13 protein-coding genes are annotated in these 18198 nt (G+C 72.4%); 5 read left to right on the forward strand and 8 right to left on the reverse strand.

Translation table 11 applies throughout. The annotated features are described in order from the left end of the window. Nucleotides 1-351: 351 nt before the first annotated feature. Nucleotides 352-1203: a hypothetical protein gene (locus ACQP17_RS09175; RefSeq protein WP_433855812.1), complete on the reverse strand. Its 852-nt coding sequence runs from the start codon at nucleotides 1201-1203 to the stop codon at nucleotides 352-354. Nucleotides 1204-1624: 421 nt separating this feature from the next. After that, nucleotides 1625-2038, reverse strand: coding sequence for a Rieske (2Fe-2S) protein (locus tag ACQP17_RS09180; RefSeq protein ID WP_433855813.1), 414 nt, complete (start codon nucleotides 2036-2038; stop codon nucleotides 1625-1627). 375 nt (nucleotides 2039-2413) lie between these two features. On the opposite strand from ACQP17_RS09180, the gene ACQP17_RS09185 reads away from it, so the two are divergent. Next, on the forward strand, nucleotides 2414-3460 hold the full coding sequence (locus ACQP17_RS09185; protein ID WP_433855814.1) for a LacI family DNA-binding transcriptional regulator: 1047 nt from the start codon (nucleotides 2414-2416) through the stop codon (nucleotides 3458-3460). After that, entirely contained in the window at nucleotides 3457-4455 is a 999-nt protein-coding gene (locus ACQP17_RS09190; protein ID WP_433855815.1) for a carbohydrate kinase family protein, read from the forward strand. The genes ACQP17_RS09185 and ACQP17_RS09190 overlap by 4 nt, the downstream gene beginning before the upstream one ends. Before the next feature lie 135 nt (nucleotides 4456-4590). On the opposite strand, the gene uvrA is transcribed toward ACQP17_RS09190, so the two are convergent. Next, nucleotides 4591-7584: an excinuclease ABC subunit UvrA gene (gene uvrA, locus ACQP17_RS09195; protein WP_433855816.1), complete on the reverse strand. Its 2994-nt coding sequence runs from the start codon at nucleotides 7582-7584 to the stop codon at nucleotides 4591-4593. Nucleotides 7585-7847: 263 nt separating this feature from the next. Further along, entirely contained in the window at nucleotides 7848-8582 is a 735-nt protein-coding gene (locus tag ACQP17_RS09200; RefSeq protein ID WP_433855817.1) for a TetR/AcrR family transcriptional regulator, read from the reverse strand. Between the two features lie 58 nt (nucleotides 8583-8640). Between ACQP17_RS09200 and ACQP17_RS09205 the strand changes: the two genes are divergently transcribed. The 3 genes from ACQP17_RS09205 to ACQP17_RS09215 all read left to right on the forward strand — a co-directional run bounded on the left by ACQP17_RS09205 (nucleotide 8641) and on the right by ACQP17_RS09215 (nucleotide 11738). Then, entirely contained in the window at nucleotides 8641-10200 is a 1560-nt protein-coding gene (locus ACQP17_RS09205; RefSeq protein ID WP_433855818.1) for an FAD-dependent monooxygenase, read from the forward strand. Between the two features lie 128 nt (nucleotides 10201-10328). Further along, complete coding sequence (locus tag ACQP17_RS09210) at nucleotides 10329-11072, forward strand: maleylpyruvate isomerase family mycothiol-dependent enzyme (RefSeq protein WP_433855819.1); 744 nt, start codon at nucleotides 10329-10331, stop codon at nucleotides 11070-11072. A 9-nt stretch (nucleotides 11073-11081) separates the two neighbouring features. Next, complete coding sequence (locus ACQP17_RS09215; protein WP_433855820.1) at nucleotides 11082-11738, forward strand: MBL fold metallo-hydrolase; 657 nt, start codon at nucleotides 11082-11084, stop codon at nucleotides 11736-11738. Nucleotides 11739-11823: 85 nt separating this feature from the next. Here the strand turns inward: ACQP17_RS09215 and ACQP17_RS09220 are convergent, their stop codons facing one another. The 4 genes from ACQP17_RS09220 to uvrB all read right to left on the reverse strand — a co-directional run bounded on the left by ACQP17_RS09220 (nucleotide 11824) and on the right by uvrB (nucleotide 18174). Continuing rightward, nucleotides 11824-12807, reverse strand: coding sequence for a TerC family protein (locus ACQP17_RS09220; protein WP_433855821.1), 984 nt, complete (start codon nucleotides 12805-12807; stop codon nucleotides 11824-11826). A gap of 214 nt (nucleotides 12808-13021) precedes the next feature. Then, nucleotides 13022-15118, reverse strand: a complete 2097-nt coding sequence (locus ACQP17_RS09225; protein ID WP_433855822.1) for a TerD family protein — start codon at nucleotides 15116-15118, stop codon at nucleotides 13022-13024. Between the two features lie 102 nt (nucleotides 15119-15220). Next, a complete protein-coding gene (locus tag ACQP17_RS09230) occupies nucleotides 15221-15799 on the reverse strand; it encodes a TerD family protein (RefSeq protein ID WP_364877110.1) in 579 nt (192 codons plus the stop codon). A 242-nt stretch (nucleotides 15800-16041) separates the two neighbouring features. After that, on the reverse strand, nucleotides 16042-18174 hold the full coding sequence (gene uvrB, locus ACQP17_RS09235; RefSeq protein WP_433855823.1) for an excinuclease ABC subunit UvrB: 2133 nt from the start codon (nucleotides 18172-18174) through the stop codon (nucleotides 16042-16044). Nucleotides 18175-18198: the final 24 nt, after the last annotated feature.

Consider the following 18198-nt stretch of genomic DNA (forward strand, 5'->3'; position numbering starts at 1 on the left):
GGGCCACGGTGCGACAGCCCCGGCCGGGGCCACGGTCCGGTGGGGTTCAGGGGGGCGGGTGGAGCGGGTGGAGCGGGTGGTGGCAGGGGGTGACGGGTGGTGGTGGGGGGGTGCGTGGTGCGGTCGCGGTGGAGACGGGGGGGTCGGTCGTTCCGGGCGGGCCGGGACGCGCGAGGCGGTGGGCCGGGGCCCCGGTCCGCGGGGCGGGCGGTACGCGTCAGCGGGTCTGCGGGCGCGGGTGACCGGCGGCTGGCGGGCGAAGAGCGTGACGCCCCGTTAGCAGTCCCCTACGGGCCGGGCTCACCCGTCACTTGGGGCCGCCCCCTTCTCCGGTAGCGGCGAGACCCCGGCTCAGTGGCTGTACCGGCGGCGCAGTGCCACTCCGGCGGACAGCCCCAGGGCGAGCAGCGCGGCGGCGGCCGCCACGGTCGAGGCCGCGGCCACCGGGAAGGAGTCGCCCGCCAGCGCCGTGGCCTCCAGGGGTGCCCCGCGGTGACGCCGCCCGGCGGCCTGCCGCCGGTGGCCGCCGGCCTCGGCGCGCTCGTCGTACGCGGAGCCCGGGGCCTTGTCGCCGTAGGCCTTCGCCACCCGTGTGCGGTAAGCGGCGACGGTGGTGCCGTGCGCCCCGACGGCCGCGCGGGCGCCGGCGTCCAGCGGCTCGATCCGGTCGCCGTGCTGGACGTACCAGGCGTCGATCCGCGGCTCCCGGAAGACCGTGCCGCCCTGGGCCCGCGCGCCCCCGGGTGCGGCGTAGCGGGTCGCCTCGTCACCGCCGGTGATGTCGACGACCTTCCAGGCACCGCCGCGCTCGGCGGTCCACACCGAAGCGGTGCGGCCATCGGCGGCCACCGCTTTGGTGGCGAGGAATTCCAGTCGGGCAACCGGGGCCGCGGACCGCCCGTGGACGAAGTCCGGTGACAGGCCGTACACGGGAACGGGGCGGCCGTCGAGGCGTGGGGCGGCCTGCGCGGCCCCGGCGGCGCCGCGCCGCCGCTCCGTGGCGAAGAACCGGGCGAGCCGGTCCAGGGCGGCCGGGGCACCGGCCGCCGCACGGGCGGCGGCGAGACTCGCCCGGGCCGGGGCCCGGGGCGCGGGAGCGGGCGCGGCCGGTGCGGTGTGCGGGGCGAGGCCGATGAGGGCGGTCGCGACCGCCCCGGTGGCGACGGCGCGGCAGGCGGTGCGGACGGCGGTGCGCTTCGTCATGGCCTCAAGGCTCCTCTCCCGTACGGGGAGTGTGTCCAGGGGAAGGAGTTGCCGTTCGCGTAGTAGCCGAAATCGTCCCAGTGGTGGCGATTATTGGTCATCCGGAGATCACCCCGGTAGGCCCAATTGCGTTCCGTGTCATATCCGTACATCACATGCATGTGGCCACCGCCGGAGGACCACCGGATGCGCGTCCTCGCCGGATACCCGACGCCGACCTCCCTCCGCGCAGCACCGCGGTGGGGTCAACTACACGTGGGGGTAAGGGAGTTCGTGCAGGTAGGCAAGTCTCTGCGGGAGCGCTCACCGAACGCGGCCTCACCAACAGCAGGGCCGGCCTCGTTACCCGGCGACCACGGCACCCCGAGTCGCGGCGGCGGGTGCGCGCGGCCGGGGAAGGCAGGAACGACAGACGAGCGCCTCAGCCCGCGATCAGTTTGCCGTTCTTGGCCTTGACCGGGACCTCGGGCAGCGGGTCGGCCGCCGGCCCCTGGAGGACCTGGCCGGTGGTGACGTCGAAGCGGCTGCCGTGGCAGGGGCAGCTGCCTTCCTTCTTCTCGACCTCCGACAGGATGCAGCCGGCGTGGGTGCACTTGGCGCTGAAGCACTTGTACGTGCCCTTGGCGGGCTGCGACACCACGAGACGGTCCTCGCGGTAGAGCTTGGCGCCGCCGACCGGCACCTCGGCCGCCGCCCCGAGTTCCACCGGCCGGTCGGGCACCGCCGAGGCGTTCGCACCCGAGTCCCCCGGCGAACAGGCGGTCAGCCCGAAGCCGGCGGCCCCGGCGAGCGCGGCGCCCCGCAGCACGGTGCGGCGGGCGGGTGGCTGGCTCATGGCTGCTCCGGAGGGGACGTCGTCGTGGCGGGCGGCTGACGACGATACCGGCACAGGCCGCTCCGCTTCCGGCCGGGCCGGACCTCGCGCGACGGGCCCCGGTGCCCCCACCCATGGCCGGGCCCTGACCACACGACGTACGGCGGGCAGTGGGCAGCGCGTACGCACCGGCGGGGGTCGGGCCGGCGATCTCACCGCCCCGGGCAGGCGGCAGGGGCCTCGTCCATGAGGTCTTCACAGAGGGCCACCCGCTCTACGTAAGCGCTTACGTAAGCGTTTACGTTTGCCCTCTCGGCTCGTAGGGTGGGCACCTCGCGGATCGGGACCGCGCCAGGAGCGGCCCACGGGCGCCGCACGTACGGGAGAGAGCACCGGATGACGACGATGGCGGATGTGGCGCGGCACGCGGGGGTGTCCGTCGCCACGGTCTCGCACGTGCTGAACGGAACGCGGCCGGTGCGCCCCGCTACCCGTACCGCGGTGCTCACCGCCATCGACGCGCTCGGCTACACCCACAACACCCTGGCCCGCTCCCTGGTCACCGCCCGCACCCGCTCGATCGGCCTGGCGGTCTCGGCGATCAGCAACCCGTACTTCACCGAGATCCTCCAAGGCGTCGAGGCCGGTGCCCTGGCAGCCGGCCACAGCCTGCTGCTCGCCGATCCGCACGACGACCCGCACCACGAGCGCACGGTCGTCCAGCTGCTGCACGAGCGGCGGGTGGACGGCATGATCGTCGCGCCGTCGGCGCAGCCCGCCGAGACGGTGGCGTATCTGGCCCGGCACGAGGTGCCCACCGTCTTCCTGGACCGGCTGGTGGGCGACGGGCACGACCAGGTGTGCGCCGACAACACCGGCCCGGTGCGGCAGCTGGTGGAGCACCTGGCCGACCGGGGGCACACCCGGATCGGCCTGGTGGCCGGGCTCCCCGGCCTGAGCACGACCACCGAGCGCGTCCAGGGCTACCGCGAGGGGCTGCGCGCCCGGGGGCTGCCGTTCGCCCCCGAACTCCTCGCGAGCGGCAACTCCGAGGCGACGGGCGCCCAGGACGCCACCCGGCGGCTGCTCGACGCGGCGGGGCCGCCCAGCGCGCTGGTCACCGCCAACAACGCGATGACCATCGGCGCGCTCCGGGCGCTGCGCGAGCGGGGCCTGGAGGTGCCCCGCGACATCGCGCTCGCCTGCTTCGACGACTTCTCGTGGGCGGACCTGTTCACGCCCCGGCTCACCGTGATCGCCCAGCCCAGCAGGGAGATCGGGGCGGCGGCGGTCCGGCTGCTGCTGGCGCGCCTGGAGCAGCCGGACCGGCCGCCGCGCACCGTCCGCCTCCCCTGCGCCTTTGTGCACCGCACCTCGTGCGGCTGCCCCGAACCCGCCCCGGCCGCGTCCCCGGCCGCCCAGGAAAGGAACCGCACCCCGTGATCGTCGTCGCCGGCGAGGCACTGATCGACCTCGTCCCCGGTCCGCAGCAGCCCTCCCCGGACCAGCCGGGCGGGGAGGACGCCGCCCCTACGGACGGCCTGCTTCCGGCGCTGCAGCCGCAGCGCGGGGGCGGCCCGTACAACACCGCGGTCGCGCTGGGGCGGCTGGGTTCGCCCACCGCGTTCTGCTCCCGCGTGTCCACCGACGCCTTCGGTGCGGCGCTGCTGCACGGGCTGCACCGCAGCGGTGTGGACACCTCGCTGGTGCAGCGCGGCGGTGAGCCGACCACCCTGGCCGTGGCCGACATCAGCCCGGACGGGTCGGCGGGCTACGGCTTCTACGCCGAGGGCACCGCCGACCGGCTCTTCGCCCTGCCGCCGGCGCTGCCCGATACGGTCCGTGCGCTGTCCCTGGGCACCTGCTCGCTGGTGCTGGAACCGGGGGCGAGCGCCTATGAGTCCCTGCTGCGCCGCGAGGCCGGGCGGGGTGTCTTCACAGCGCTGGACCCCAATATCCGGGCCAATCTGATCCCCGAGCCGGACGCCTACCGGTCCCGCTTCCGCTCCTGGCTCCCCGACCTCGCCCTGCTGAAGCTGTCGGAGGAGGACGCCTTGTGGCTGGCGGGAGCCGAGGACACGGCGGACGGCGGCCGGGAGGCGGTCACCGCGGCGGCGAAGGAGTGGCTGCACGAGGGGCCCGCGGCGATCGTCCTGACACACGGCGGGGACGGTCTGACGGTGCTGACGCGAGACGGCGGCGCGCTGTCGGTCCCCGGCGAGCGGGTCGAGGTCGTGGACACCATCGGCGCCGGTGACACGGTCAACGCCGCCTTGCTGCACCGTTTGGACGCCCATGGCGCCCTGTCGTACGACGCCGTCTGCGCGCTCGGCGACGACGACTGGCGCGACATCCTGCGGTTCGCCGCCCGCGCGGCCGCCGTGACCTGCTCGCGCGCGGGCGCGCAACCGCCGTTCGCGGCGGAGGTGGCGGGGTAGGGCCGGCCACAGGAGACGGCCGCGCAGGCGGCGCTGCGGGCGCTCATGGGGCCCGCAGCCCTGTACCGCGACGGGCCGCCACCGCCGCTCCTGGGAGTGCGGTGACGGCCCGTTTCGGGGACGTGCTCGCCGGGGTCAGGTCCGGCGGGCCCGCGCCGTCGACTTCGTGGCGGCGGTCTTCTTGGCCGCGGTCTTCTTCGCGGCGGCCTTCTTGGCGGGAGCCTTCGCCGCCGCGGACTTCCTGGCCGCCGGCTTCCTTCCGGACGCCGCCGGAGCGGCATCGCTGACGCGGTCGCCGAGGATCTCCCGCAGGAACTTGCCGGTGTGGCTGGCGGGGATCGACGCCACATCCTCCGGGGTGCCCTCGGCGACGACCAGACCGCCGCCGTTGCCGCCCTCGGGGCCCATGTCGACGACCCAGTCCGCGGTCTTGATCACATCGAGGTTGTGCTCGATGACGATCACCGTGTTGCCCTTGTCGACCAGCCCGGACAGCACATTGATCAGCTTGCTGATGTCGTCAAAGTGCAGACCGGTGGTCGGCTCGTCGAGGACGTAGACCGTGCTGCCCGTGGAGCGCTTCTGGAGTTCGCTGGCCAGCTTGACGCGCTGCGCCTCACCGCCGGAGAGCGTCGGCGCGGACTGCCCGAGCCGGACATACCCGAGGCCGACCTCGTGGAGCGTCTTGAGGTGCCGGGCGATGGTGGGCACCGCCTCGAAGAAGCTCAGCGCCTCCTCGATGGGCATGTCCAGCACCTCCGCGATGGACTTGCCCTTGTAGTGGACCTCCAGCGTCTCCCGGTTGTAGCGCGCCCCGTGGCAGACCTCGCACGGCACGTACACATCCGGCAGGAAGTTCATCTCGATCTTGATGGTGCCGTCGCCGGAGCAGTTCTCGCAGCGGCCGCCCTTGACGTTGAAGGAGAAGCGCCCCGGCAGATAGCCGCGGACCTTGGCCTCCATCGTCTCCGCGAAGAGCCTGCGGACGTGGTCGAAGACGCCGGTGTAGGTGGCCGGGTTGGAGCGCGGGGTGCGGCCGATCGGCGACTGGTCGACATGCACGACCTTGTCCACCAGATCGTCGCCGGCGACCCGGGTGTGCCGGCCCGGCACCGACTTGGCGCCGTTCAGCTCACGCGCGAGGTGGGTGTAGAGGATGTCGTTGACCAGCGTCGACTTGCCGGAGCCGGAGACGCCGGTGACGGCGGTGAACACCCCGAGCGGGAAGGAGACGTCGATGTCGCGGAGGTTGTTCTCCTTCGCGCCGTGCACCGTCAGCCGCCGTGCCGGGTCGGCGGGCCGCCGGATGTCCGGGGTCGCGATGGACTTCTTGCCGGACAGATACTGGCCGGTGATCGACTCCTTGGTGGTCAGCAGCTGCTTCATCGGGCCGCTGTGCACGACCTTGCCGCCGTGCTCACCCGCGCCCGGGCCGATGTCCACGACCCAGTCGGCGATCTTGATGGTGTCCTCGTCGTGCTCCACGACGATCAGGGTGTTGCCCATGTCGCGCAGCCGCACCAGGGTCTCGATGAGCCGGTGGTTGTCGCGCTGGTGCAGACCGATCGACGGCTCGTCGAGGACGTAGAGCACGCCCACCAGGCCGGAGCCGATCTGGGTGGCGAGCCGGATGCGCTGCGCCTCGCCGCCGGAGAGGGTGCCGGCCGCGCGGTTCAGCGAGAGGTAGTCCAGGCCGACGTCGACCAGGAACTTCAACCGCTCGTTGACCTCCTTGAGGACCCGCTCGGCGATCTTCTTCTCCCGCGCGTCGAGCGTCATCTCCCGCAGGAAGTCGGCACAGTCGCTGATCGACATGGCCGCGACCTCGGCGATCGACTTCTGCTGGACCGTGACGGCCAGGACGATCGGCTTGAGCCGGGTGCCCTCACAGGTCGGGCAGGGCACCTCGCGCATATAGCCCTCGAAGCGCTCCCTGCTGCTGTCGCTCTCCGCCTCGGAGTGCCGCCGCTTGACGAACGGCACGGCTCCCTCGAAGGGGGTGGTGTAGGCCCGCTGGCGGCCGTACCGGTTGCGGTAGCGCACCTCGATCTGGGTCTTGTGGCCGTTCAGCAGCGCCTTCTTGGCGCGGGCCGGCAGCCCCGCCCAGGGCATGTCCGTACGGAACCCGAGGGCGTCGGCCAGCGCGCCGACCAGGCGGCCGAAGTACTCCTTGGTGTGGCCGTGCGACCAGGGGTGGATCGCGCCCTCGTCGAGGGAGCGGTCCTCATCGGGGATGATCAGCTCGGGGTCGACCTCCATGCGCGTGCCGATGCCGGTGCAGTCCGGGCAGGCGCCGAAGGGCGAGTTGAAGGAGAAGGAGCGGGGCTCCAGCTCCTCGAAGGAGAGGTCGTCGTAGGCGCAGTACAGATGCTCCGAATACATCCGCTCGCGCTGCGGGTCGTCCGCGTCCAGATCGACGAAGTCGAGGATGACCATGCCGCCGGAGAGCCCGAGGGCGGTCTCGACGGAGTCGGTCAGCCGGCGCTTGGCGGTCTCCTTGACCGTGAGGCGGTCGATGACCACCTCGATGGTGTGCTTCTCCTGCTTCTTCAGCTTCGGCGGCTCGGAGAGCTGGATCGTCTCGCCGTCGACCCGGGCGCGGCTGTAGCCCTTGGCCTGGAGGTCGGAGAAGAGATCGACGAACTCGCCCTTGCGCTCGCGCACCAGCGGGGAGAGCACCTGGAAGCGGCTGCCCTCGGGGAGTTCGAGCACCTTGTCGACGATGGCCTGCGGCGACTGCCGGGCGATCGGCCGCCCGCACTCGGGGCAGTGCGGCTTGCCGATACGGGCGAAGAGCAGGCGGAGGTAGTCGTAGACCTCGGTGATCGTGCCGACCGTCGAGCGGGGGTTGCGCGAGGTCGACTTCTGGTCGATCGACACCGCGGGGGACAGGCCCTCGATGAAGTCCACATCGGGCTTGTCCATCTGCCCGAGGAACTGCCGGGCGTAGGAGGAGAGCGACTCGACATAACGCCGCTGCCCCTCGGCGAAGATCGTGTCGAAGGCGAGCGAGGACTTGCCCGACCCGGAGAGACCCGTGAAGACGATGAGGGAGTCGCGGGGGAGGTCGAGCGAGACGTTCTTGAGGTTGTGCTCGCGAGCGCCACGGACGATGAGACGGTCGGCCACGCCGGTCGGCACCTTTCTTGGAAGGGGGCGGGGGCCGCGGCCCCGCGTCCGCCGCGCGGTGGGTGAGCAGAGGCGACGGAGCGGAAGAGCCCCCGCCCCAGGGTAGGGGGCCCGCCGCGGCACTGTTGTCGGGATGCCACGCACGAGCCTATAGCACGCGCATTCGATTTTGAGAGGCCGCAAGCCCTCTTCACCCGAACGTGTGGCGGCCGCACAATCTTCCCGCCCCGCCCGCACGCCCGTACGCTGCGGAAACGCCCCCGTCAGGCGAGGTCGGGCAGCGCCCGCTCCAACGCGTCGAACGTACGGCGCAGCACCTCCGCCTGTTCAACGGCCACCTCGTCCACGGGGTCACCCTCGAGCTGCCGGGCCAGCGCGCGGGCGCCGGCCGCCCGCACCCCCGCGACGATCAGCGCCGCGGCCAGCCGGGCGTCGTGACCGGGTCGACCGGGCTCGCCGGACTCGTCGCCCGCGGCCTCCGCGAGCGCCCCGGCGAGGTCATCCTCGATCTCCTCGAGCGCCTCGCGGCCCCGTGCCCGCAGCGCCGGGGACTCCACCACCGTGCGCCAGAAGTGCCCGAACCCCTCCCCCACCGCGGACAGCGGATGCCGCTCCGCCACCAGCCCGAGCACCAGCGCGCGCAGCGCGGCGAGCGGCGAGCGGTCCGCGCCGCGCTCCCGGACGGCACGGGTGATCAGCTCCCGCGCCTCGGGGATCCGGTCCAGGAAGAGGTCCTCCTTGCGCGGGAAGTAGTTGAAGACCGTCATCGTCGAGACCTCGGCGGCGCGGGCCACCTCGGCGACCGTGACGTGGTCAAAGCCGCGCTCGATGAAGAGCAGCGTGGCCTCGCCGGAGATCCGCTGCCGGGTCTGCAGCTTCTTGCGCTCGCGCAGCGTCAGCCGCCCGTCCTCCCGGGTGAAGCCGCTCTCCCCCCGCGGGCCGCCAGCCCGCTCCCCGTCCGCCGCCCGCGCGCCGCCGCGCCGCTCCTCTTCCGCCATGGCCGGAATTCTAACTAATTTTTAGCCGGCATAATTTTTTAGTGACTACACTCATCGCATGCATCATGACGCAGACGTAGTAGTGGCAGGGGGCGGCCCGGTGGGGCTGATGCTCGCCTGCGAACTCGCACTGGCCGGTGTCCCGGTCGTCGTCCTGGAACGGCTGACCGAGGTGGACACCACGATCAAGGCGGGGGCGATCAACACCCCCACCGCCGAGGCCTTCTACCGCCGCGGGATGCTTCCCGCACTCGCCGAGGTGCAGCGCGCCGCCTTCGGGAAGGTCGACTCGTTCCTGCGCGCACACCGGGGGGCCGGTGCCTCCCCGGTGCGGCCGGCGCCGAAGTTCGCCGGACATTTCGCGGGCATCATGCTGCGCGGCGACCTGCTGGACGTCTCCGACCCGGACTTCGACGGCCCCGGGCCCGCCGGCGAGGTCGGACTCGTGGCACAGGCCGACCTGGAGCGGCTGCTCCAGGCCCGGGCCACCGCGCTCGGGGTGGAGCTGCGCCGCGGCACCACCCTGACCGGGTTCGACGCCGACGCTGACGGTGTGCACGTGCACACCTCGCGCGGATCGCTGCGCGCCGGCTGGCTGGTGGGCTGCGACGGCGGCCGCAGCACGGTGCGCCGGCTCGCCGGTTTCCCCTTCCCCGGCACCGCGCCCGAGATCACCGGCCGGCAGGCCCTGGTGGAGCTGACCGGCGCCGAGTCGCTGGGAACCGGGTGGCAATGGACCGAGACCGGGACATACGCCCACGGCCCGTTGCCCGGCCGGCTGCTCACCGTGGAGTTCGACGGGCCGCCCGGGGACCGCGAATCGCCCGTCACCGCCGAGGAGTTGGAGGCCTCCCTGCGCAGGGTGTCCGGGGTGCCGGACGTGCGGATCCACAAGGTGCTCACGGCGACCCGGTTCACCGACAACGCGCGTCAGGTGCCCGACTACCGCTCGGGGCGGGTGCTGCTGGCCGGTGACGCGGCCCATGTGCACGCGCCGTTCGGCGGCCAGGGACTGAACCTCGGCATCGGCGACGCGCTGAACCTCGGCTGGAAGCTCGCCGCCACGGTGCGCGGAGGGGCGCCGGAGGGGCTGCTCGACTCGTACACGGCCGAGCGGCACCCCCTGGGCGCGTGGGTGCTGGACTGGACCCGGGCCCAAGTGGCGCTGATGCGGCCGGAGTCGCATGCCCGGGCGCTGCGCGGGGTGATCGCCGAACTGACCGGCACGACCACCGCCACCACCTTCTTCGCCAAGAAGATCTCCGGCGTCCAGCAGCGCCTCGACCTGCCCGGCGACCATCCGCTGACCGGTCGCAGCGCCCCCGATCTGGAGTTCTCCGACGGCACCCGGCTCGCCGACCAGCTCCACGAGGGCCAAGGGCTGTTGCTCGACCTCACCGGGGACGGCGACGTGCTCCGGCACGCGGCGGGATACGGCTCCCGGATACGGCTGCTGCGCACGGACTGCCCCGGGCGGCCCGGTCTGGCCGGCCTCCTGGTACGGCCGGACGGCTGCACCGCCTGGGCGGCGGACTCCCCGGGCCGGCCTGACACCGGCGCCGAGCTGACGGCCGCGCTCCGGCGCTGGTTCGGCACACCGGACGATGGGGTGGCCTGACCGCCCCGGGCGGCGTGGGCGGCCCGGCCGTCACGCGCCGCCCGGGGAGGGCCGACACGCTCGGGCGTACGCCCCGATCGGCGCACGGCGCACTCCCGCCCGCGCCCCGGCGGCGCTAGCGTCGGACCATGACCCTCAACCTGCCTGACTTCCCCCGCGATGTGGCAGCCGTCCGCGAGGCCACCGGTCGGCTCATGGCGTCGGTGCGCACGCTCGACGACGCGGCGCTCGCCGAGCCGTCGCTGCTCGCCGGCTGGACCCGCGGCCATGTCCTGGCCCATCTGGCACGCAACGCGGACGCCCTGGGCAACCTCCTGACCTGGGCGCGGACGGACGTCCGGACGCCGATGTACGCGAGCCCCGAGGCGCGCGAGAACGACATCGAGCAGGGCGCCGCCCGCCCGTTGGCGGCACAGCTGGCGGATCTGGAGGAGACCGCGGCACGCTTCGACGCGGCCATGGAGGCGCTGCCCGAGGCGCGCCGGCCGTTCGAGGTCGAGATGCGCAACGGCGTCGTCGAACGGGCCGACCGGCTGCCGATGCGCCGGCTGACGGAGGTGGAGCTGCACCTTGTCGACCTCGGCATCGGCCACACCGTCGACCAGCTGTCACCCGCCTTCGTCGACAGCGAACTGGCCTTCTTGTGCGCGGTCAAGTTCGCGGACCGCCCGGAGCTGCCCGCCCTGGAGCTGCGGGCCGACGAGGGCGGCCGGTGGCGCACCGGCCGGTGGGAGACCACAGCGGGCGGCGAGGCCGCGCCGGTGGTCGTGACGGGCCCGGCGACCGCGCTGGTCGGCTGGCTCACCGGACGCGGTGACGGCGGCAAACTCGACAGCCATGGCTCCGGCCTGCCCGCCGTACCGCCGCTTTAGAGTGGTCCCATGGGCTACAGCGGAGCAGTGAAGGTCGGCGGACCGGCCGACGTGCACGAGCTGACCGACCTGATGATCTCGAAGGTCGCGGTCGGTCCGATGAACAACAACGCCTATGTGCTGCGGTGCCGGGCGACCGATGAGCAGTTGCTGATCGACGCGGCCGCCGAGCCGCGCACTCTTCTCGCCCTGATCGGTGACAGCGGTATCTCCTCCGTGGTCACCACGCACCGGCACGGTGACCACTGGGGCGCGCTGCGCGAGGTGGTCGGGGCGACGGGTGCGCGGACGTACGCCGGGCGGTACGACGCCGAGGGCATCCCCGTGCCCACCGAGGTGCCGGTCGACGACGGCGACACGATCACCGTCGGCCGGGTCGAGCTGACCGCGCGTCATCTGGTCGGGCACACCCCGGGCAGCATCGCGCTGGTCTACGACGACCCGCACGGCGCGCCGCATCTGTTCACCGGGGACTGCCTGTTCCCCGGCGGCGTCGGCAACACCTTCGGCAGCGCCGAGAACTTCGCCCGGCTGATCGACGACGTGGAGCGCGAGCTGTTCGACCGGCTGCCCGACGAGACCTGGGTCTATCCGGGCCACGGCAACGACACCACGCTCGGCGCGGAGCGCCCGCAGCTCGCGCAGTGGCGCGAACGCGGCTGGTAGGCGCGAGGCGGCAAACGGACGGCGCCCGGTCCGCTCCCCCTCGGAGCGGGCCGGGCGCCGTCGTGGCATCCGGGCGGACGGCGGCTCAGACGCCGCTGTCCTCCTTGACCGCCGCCTCGCCCTCCGCCTGCTTCTTCGAGGCGCGCAGGCTGGTGATCGTGGTGACAATCAGCACGGCGCAGATGACGCCCAGCGAGACCGGAATGCTGATCTCCGGAACGGGCACCCCGGACTCGTGCAGCGCGTGCAGCACCAGCTTGACCCCGATGAATCCCAGGATGATCGACAGGCCGTACGAGAGGTGGACCAGCTTCTTGAGCAGTCCGCCGATCAGGAAGTACAGCTGCCGCAGACCCATCAGGGCAAAGGCGTTGGCGGTGAAGACGATGTACGGATCCTGGGTCAGGCCGAAGATCGCCGGGATCGAGTCCAGCGCGAAGAGGACGTCGGTGGTACCGATCGCCAGCATGACGATCAGCATCGGCGTCATCAGCCGGCGGCCGTTCTCGACGATGAACAGCTTGGTCCCGTGGTAGGTGTCGGTCGACGGGAAGCGCTTCTCGACCATCTTCAGGAAGCGGTTCTCCTCGAACTCCTCGTCCTCCTGCTCGGCGCGCGCCTCCTTGATGAGCTTCCACGCGGTCCAGATGAGGAACGCGCCGAAGAGGTAGAACACCCAGGAGAAGTTGGCGATGATCGCGGCGCCTGCGCTGATGAAGCCGGCCCGCAGCACCAGCGCGATCAGCACACCCACCATCAGCACCCGCTGCTGGTAGATCGCCGGGACCGCGAACTTCGCCATGATCAGGACGAAGACGAAGAGGTTGTCGACGCTCAGGGACTTCTCGGTGATGAAGCCCGCGAAGAACTCACCGGCCGGTGCGGTGCCGCCGAACAGCAGCAGCCCGAGGCCGAAGAGCGCGGCGAGCGCGATCCAGACACCGGTCCAGATTCCGGCCTCCTTGAGGGAGACCTCGTGCGGTTTGCGGCCACCGATGAAGAAATCGGCGGCGATCAGGACACACAGACCAAGAATGGTCAGTGCCCACAGGGTCGGGGAAACGTCCACTGCTCCTCCGGCAGATTCGTACGGCACTCACAGCGTCGTCGCTGCCGGAGGTCTCTTCCACCCCGCCGCCCCTCGAGGGGCGGGACCGACGCCCCGGGATCTCGTCACACTCGCAATCCGTGATGACGGGTACGTCGCGTAGGAATACTCCCCTCCGCACAAGGAAGCGTAAAGGAATCCCAATGAATAGTAAAGAGAAAGGTAAAGCCGCAGCTCAGGGCAGGCGCCGCGCGGCTGCGGCCCGCTCCAGCGTCTGCCGCACCACCTGACTTCCCTTGGGCGCGAGCAGGGGTTCGTACGTCCAGGCATGGCCGACCCAGGGATCGGCGAGGTGGGCGTCGGGGACCGGAGTGAGCCGCAGCAGGGAGCGCCACAGCGGGTCCAGCACCGGGCCGTGCTCCCGGGCCTGGGCGCGGTCGGCGACGATCAGGAGGTGCACCCCGACGGCCGGCCCCTCGTCGGCCAGATAGCGCAGCCGGGTGAGCGCGCGGTCGTCGAAGCCGTACGGGAAGTCGTGCACGATCAGTAGCTGGTCGGCGGGGTCGAGGTCCGGCGGCAGCGCGTCGGCGGCGCGGTGGCGGACGGCCAGCTGCATCAGCTCGACCCGCCGCGTCAGGTCGTCCAGGACCGAGGCGACGCCTCGGGCGCCGGGCACCGGGAGGGCAGGCAGCACGCCGCTGTCCACCAGGGGAGCGAGCGTGGGCGCCGCGCTGCCGGCCGGGTCGATGACCTGGACCGCGAAGCCGCCGGGCGGGTGAACGGCGAGCAGCCGGGCGGCGATCGCGACGGCACTCTCCATGGCCAGGCGGCGCAGCGCGGCCTCGTCGGGCGGCCCGTCGGTGAGCGCGCTGCCCAGCTCCCGCCGGCCGACCTCCCGCTCGGGGTCGGGGCGAGCGCCGTGGGGCTGGGCAGGGGGCCCGCTGTCGATCCACAGCCCGCGCTCCAGAGGGAGCCGGACGAGCATGGGAATCCGCAGGTCCGGGGCCTCCGGGAGGTGCAGATCGCCCAGGCGCAGCGCCATCGGCGGCTCCTGGGAGGCGTGGTGGTGGCCCTGCCATACGGGGCTGTCCCAGCGGGCGAAGGCCGGCGGCAGGGCGGGCTCCACGACCTCCGACTCGGCCGTGAGCTGGCCCAGATCGCGGTCGAGGGCGGCGCGTGCCCGGGCCAGGAGGGTGGCGTGCCGGTCGCGGGCGGTGGCACGGGCGGCGTCGGCGGCCGTACCGAGGCGGTGGCGCGGGTCGGCGAGGACCTCGTCGAGCTCCGTCTCCAGACGGGACCGGGCGAAGTCGGCGGCGCTGCGGTAGGCGGCGACCGAACGGGCCAGATCCTCGAACATGCCCCAGGCCTGGTGGTAGAGCCGCTCCTCCATGCTCCAGCCGACGGCGTCACCGGCCACCGGGACCGGAGGGCCGTCGGGCGGGGCGGAACCCCCGGGCCGGGTGGGGCTGTCGGCCGGCGCGCTCGGTGCGGGCGCGGGGGACGGGGCCGGGTCGGGGGGTGCGGGGGTGGTGCGGCGACGGGGGTGCCGGTAGTCGACGGGGGTGCCGGCGGGCGGGGTGGTGGGGGCTGCCCCGGCTTCGGCTCCGGGGGCCGGTGCGGCTGCGGGGTCGGTTCCCGGTGCGTGCACCGAGGCTGCCGGGGCGTCGGATGTCGCGCGGTGCGCGGGGGACGGCCGGTCACCGGTGGGCGGGGCGGCCGGGACACCGGGCCGTTCGGCGCGGGCCGTCGCCACGGGGGTGGGCGCGGGGAGCGCGTGGGCCCGCCCCCAGCCGACCGCCCGCTCGATCTCCGCGGCCAGTTCCGCCGCCTGCGACAGCCCCTGGTCGTGCAGCAACTCCGGGAGGCCACCCTCGTAGCCCTGGCCCACGGCGCGCACCTTCCAGGTGCCCTGTCTGCGGTAGAGCTCCACGGCGACGACGGCGGACTCGGGGCCCAGGCCGGTCAGGGTGTAGCGCACGAGGGCGGTGCCGTCGGGGCCGGTGACCGCGACGGAGGGCGCGGCGGCCGCCCCGAAGGTGGCCGGCGCGCCGGGCCCGCCGGGCAGTGCCAGCAACACGCCGACCCGGTGGACGGTCTCGGGCAGCGCGTCGAGATCCATCGCGATGCGGTGCTCGGCGGCCGCCTGACCGGGTACTTCGACACCGCTACGACGGGGCGCGCCCGGATGCGCCACCGCCTCGGGGCCGGTGAGCCTGCCGTCCGCGTCGCCGAGCGTGACCCCGGCGACGACGGGACCGCCCGCCGTCACCCGGATCTCCACCCGCGTCCGGTCCAGCGGATGGTTCTGCCCCCGGACCAGCTCGGCCGTCATCGGTCTTCCCCCTGCTCGTCGTGGCGCGTTCCGGGCCCGGCCCCGGGCGGGGCCGGAGCGCCCGGGGCGGCGCGGTCCGGTGCGCGCTGCCGCGGTGGGTGGCTACAGGTGCGGCAGGATCGCCGGCACGAGGTCCTGGAAGGTACGGCCGACGGAGGGCTCACCGATGGCGGTCATCTGCCAGCCGCTGCCCACCCGGTGCACCTTGGACATGACCTGCGCGGTGTAGTCGCCGCCGCCCGTGAGGGTGTAGCGGGCCAGCTCCTCGCCGGTGGTCTCGTCCACCAGACGGCAGAAGGCGTCCTGCACCTCGGCGAAGGTCTGGCCGGTGAAGGAGTTGACGGTGAACACGATCTGGTCGATGTGCACCGGCACCCGCGCCAGGTCCACCACGATCGCCTCGTCGTCACCGCCCTTGCCCGCACCGCCGACCAGGTTGTCGCCGGTGTGCCGGACCGCGCCGTCGTCGCTGGTCAGGTGCTGGAAGAAGACGACGTCTATGGGCTTCTTCTCGGCGAACAGCACCGCCGAGGCATCGAGGTCGATCTCGCTGGTCCGCCTTCCGAACAGCCCGCGGCGCGGCGCCGAACGCCATCCCAGCCCCATCCGCACCGCGGTCAGGCTTCCTCCGTCGGACTTCTCCAGGCTGATGCCCTGTCCCTTGGACAAATTGACCGACACGTGCCGTCCCCTCTCTGTACTGTCCCCGCCCAGCTTTCCGGCGGCCCCTTCGACCCTATGCACGCCGACGTGCCGACGACGGCTGCGGCCCGCCTTTTGTGGCGCTTCTGCAACACACCGGGCGCCGCCGGGCACCCGCCGTTCACTTGCGGTGATGCGCCGCCGCGACGGCTGCGGCCCGACCCGGACGGACCGGCCGGGCGCCGCCCCCTGCGCACTCGCCCCCGGCTGACGCCGCCCCCCTACTTCACCCCGGCCTCCCGCATCTGCCGCAGCTCCTTCTTCAGTTCGCCGACCTCGTCACGGAGCCGGGCGGCGACCTCGAACTGCAGCTCGGCCGCGGCGGCCCGCATCCGCTCCGTCATCTCCTCGATGAGTTCGGCCAGTTCGGCTGCGGGGCGGTCCGTCAGCGCCGCCGCGTCCTTGCCGCCCTTGCCCTTCGCGGCCTTGCCACCCAGCGCCGGGACCGGTGCCTTGCCCTTGCTGTCCTTGGTCTCCGTGCCCTGGCGGTACCCCGTGCCCAGCAGCTCACGGGTGTCGATCTCCTCCCGGGCGATGGTGGCGACGATGTCGCCGATCTTCTTGCGGAGCGGCTGCGGGTCGATGCCGTTCGCCTTGTTGTAGGCCAGCTGCTTCTCCCGGCGGCGATTGGTCTCGTCGATGGCCTTCTCCATCGCCGGGGTGACCTTGTCGGCGTACATGTGCACCTGGCCGGAGACGTTGCGCGCCGCGCGTCCGATGGTCTGGATGAGCGCCGAACCGGACCGCAGGAAGCCTTCCTTGTCGGCGTCGAGAATGGCCACCAAGGAGACCTCGGGGAGGTCGAGGCCCTCCCGCAGCAGGTTGATGCCCACCAGGACGTCGTACTCGCCGGCCCGCAGCTCGCGCAGCAGCTCCACCCGCCGCAGGGTGTCCACGTCGCTGTGCAGATAGCGGACCTGGATACCGAGCTCGAGGAAGTAGTCGGTGAGGTCCTCGGCCATCTTCTTGGTGAGGGTGGTGACCAGGACGCGCTCGTCCTTCTCGGTGCGCGCGCGGATCTCGTGCACCAGGTCGTCGATCTGGCCGTCGGTGGGCTTGACCACCACCTCCGGGTCGACCAGGCCGGTCGGACGGATGATCTGCTCCACGAAGCCGTCCCCGCGGGCCAGCTCGTACGGGCCCGGGGTCGCGGACAGATACACGGTCTGCCCGATGCGCCCGAGGAACTCTTCCCACTTCAGCGGCCGGTTGTCCATGGCCGACGGCAGCCGGAAGCCGTGTTCGACGAGGGTGCGCTTACGGGAGGCGTCGCCCTCGTACATGGCGCCGATCTGCGGGACCGTGACATGCGACTCGTCGATGACCAGGAGGAAGTCGTCCGGGAAGTAGTCGATGAGGGTGTTGGGCGCGGAGCCGGGCTCGCGGCCGTCCATGTGCATGGAGTAGTTCTCGATGCCCGAGCAGGAGCCGATCTGACGCATCATCTCGATGTCGTAGGTGGTGCGCATCCGCAGCCGCTGGGCCTCCAGCATCTTGCCCTGCTTCTCCATGCTGGCGAGGCTGTCCGTCAGCTCGGCCTCGATCCCGGCGATGGCCCGCTCCATGCGCTCCGGCCCCGCGATGTAGTGGCTGGCCGGGAAGATGTACAGCTCCTGGTCGTCGCTGATCACCTCGCCGGTGAGCGGGTGGAGGGTGGACAGCGCCTCGATCTCGTCGCCGAACATCTCGATCCGCACGGCCAGCTCTTCGTAGACCGGGAAGATCTCGATGGTGTCGCCCCGCACCCGGAAGGTGCCGCGGGTGAAGGACACGTCATTGCGGGTGTACTGGATGTCGACGAAGCGGCGCAGCAGCTGGTCACGGTCGAACTCGTCGCCGACCTTCAGCGGCACCATCCGATCGACGTACTCCTGCGGCGTACCGAGGCCGTAGATGCAGGACACCGAGGCGACCACGACCACATCCCGCCGGGTGAGCAGCGAATTCGTGGCGGAGTGGCGCAGCCGTTCGACCTCCTCGTTGATGGAGGAGTCCTTCTCGATGTACGTATCGGACTGCGGGACGTACGCCTCGGGCTGGTAGTAGTCGTAGTAGGAGACGAAGTACTCGACGGCGTTGTTCGGCAGCAGTTCGCGGAATTCGTTGGCGAGCTGGGCCGCGAGGGTCTTGTTGGGCGCCAGGACGAGCGTCGGGCGCTGCAGCTTCTCGATCATCCACGCGGTGGTCGCCGACTTTCCGGTGCCCGTGGCGCCCAGCAGGACGACGTCCTTTTCACCCCCGCGGACGCGCTTCTCCAGCTCGGCGATGGCCGTCGGCTGGTCGCCGCTGGGCTGGTAGGGGCTGACGACCTCGAAAGGTGCCACCGTGCGTTCGATCTTCGATACGGGCCGCATGGGATCCACCGTACGACCCTGCAC

Origin of the sequence: Streptomyces kronopolitis, assembly GCF_050953795.1 — a bacterium.
In the GTDB taxonomy this organism is placed as follows: Bacteria; Actinomycetota; Actinomycetes; order Streptomycetales; family Streptomycetaceae; genus Streptomyces; species Streptomyces kronopolitis_A.

Bases quoted from the DNA above. Each gene is read 5' to 3' on its own strand.
- ACQP17_RS09215 (WP_433855820.1), top strand. From the start codon at position 11,082: ATGGGCTACAGCGGAGCAGTGAAGGTCGGCGGACCGGCCGACGTGCAC.
- ACQP17_RS09180 (WP_433855813.1), bottom strand. From the start codon at position 2,038: ATGAGCCAGCCACCCGCCCGCCGCACCGTGCTGCGGGGCGCCGCGCTC.
- ACQP17_RS09185 (WP_433855814.1), top strand. From the start codon at position 2,414: ATGACGACGATGGCGGATGTGGCGCGGCACGCGGGGGTGTCCGTCGCC.
- ACQP17_RS09200 (WP_433855817.1), bottom strand. From the start codon at position 8,582: ATGGCGGAAGAGGAGCGGCGCGGCGGCGCGCGGGCGGCGGACGGGGAG.
- ACQP17_RS09175 (WP_433855812.1), bottom strand. From the start codon at position 1,203: ATGACGAAGCGCACCGCCGTCCGCACCGCCTGCCGCGCCGTCGCCACC.
- ACQP17_RS09210 (WP_433855819.1), top strand. From the start codon at position 10,329: ATGACCCTCAACCTGCCTGACTTCCCCCGCGATGTGGCAGCCGTCCGC.
- uvrB (WP_433855823.1), bottom strand. From the start codon at position 18,174: ATGCGGCCCGTATCGAAGATCGAACGCACGGTGGCACCTTTCGAGGTC.
- ACQP17_RS09225 (WP_433855822.1), bottom strand. From the start codon at position 15,118: ATGACGGCCGAGCTGGTCCGGGGGCAGAACCATCCGCTGGACCGGACG.
- ACQP17_RS09205 (WP_433855818.1), top strand. From the start codon at position 8,641: ATGCATCATGACGCAGACGTAGTAGTGGCAGGGGGCGGCCCGGTGGGG.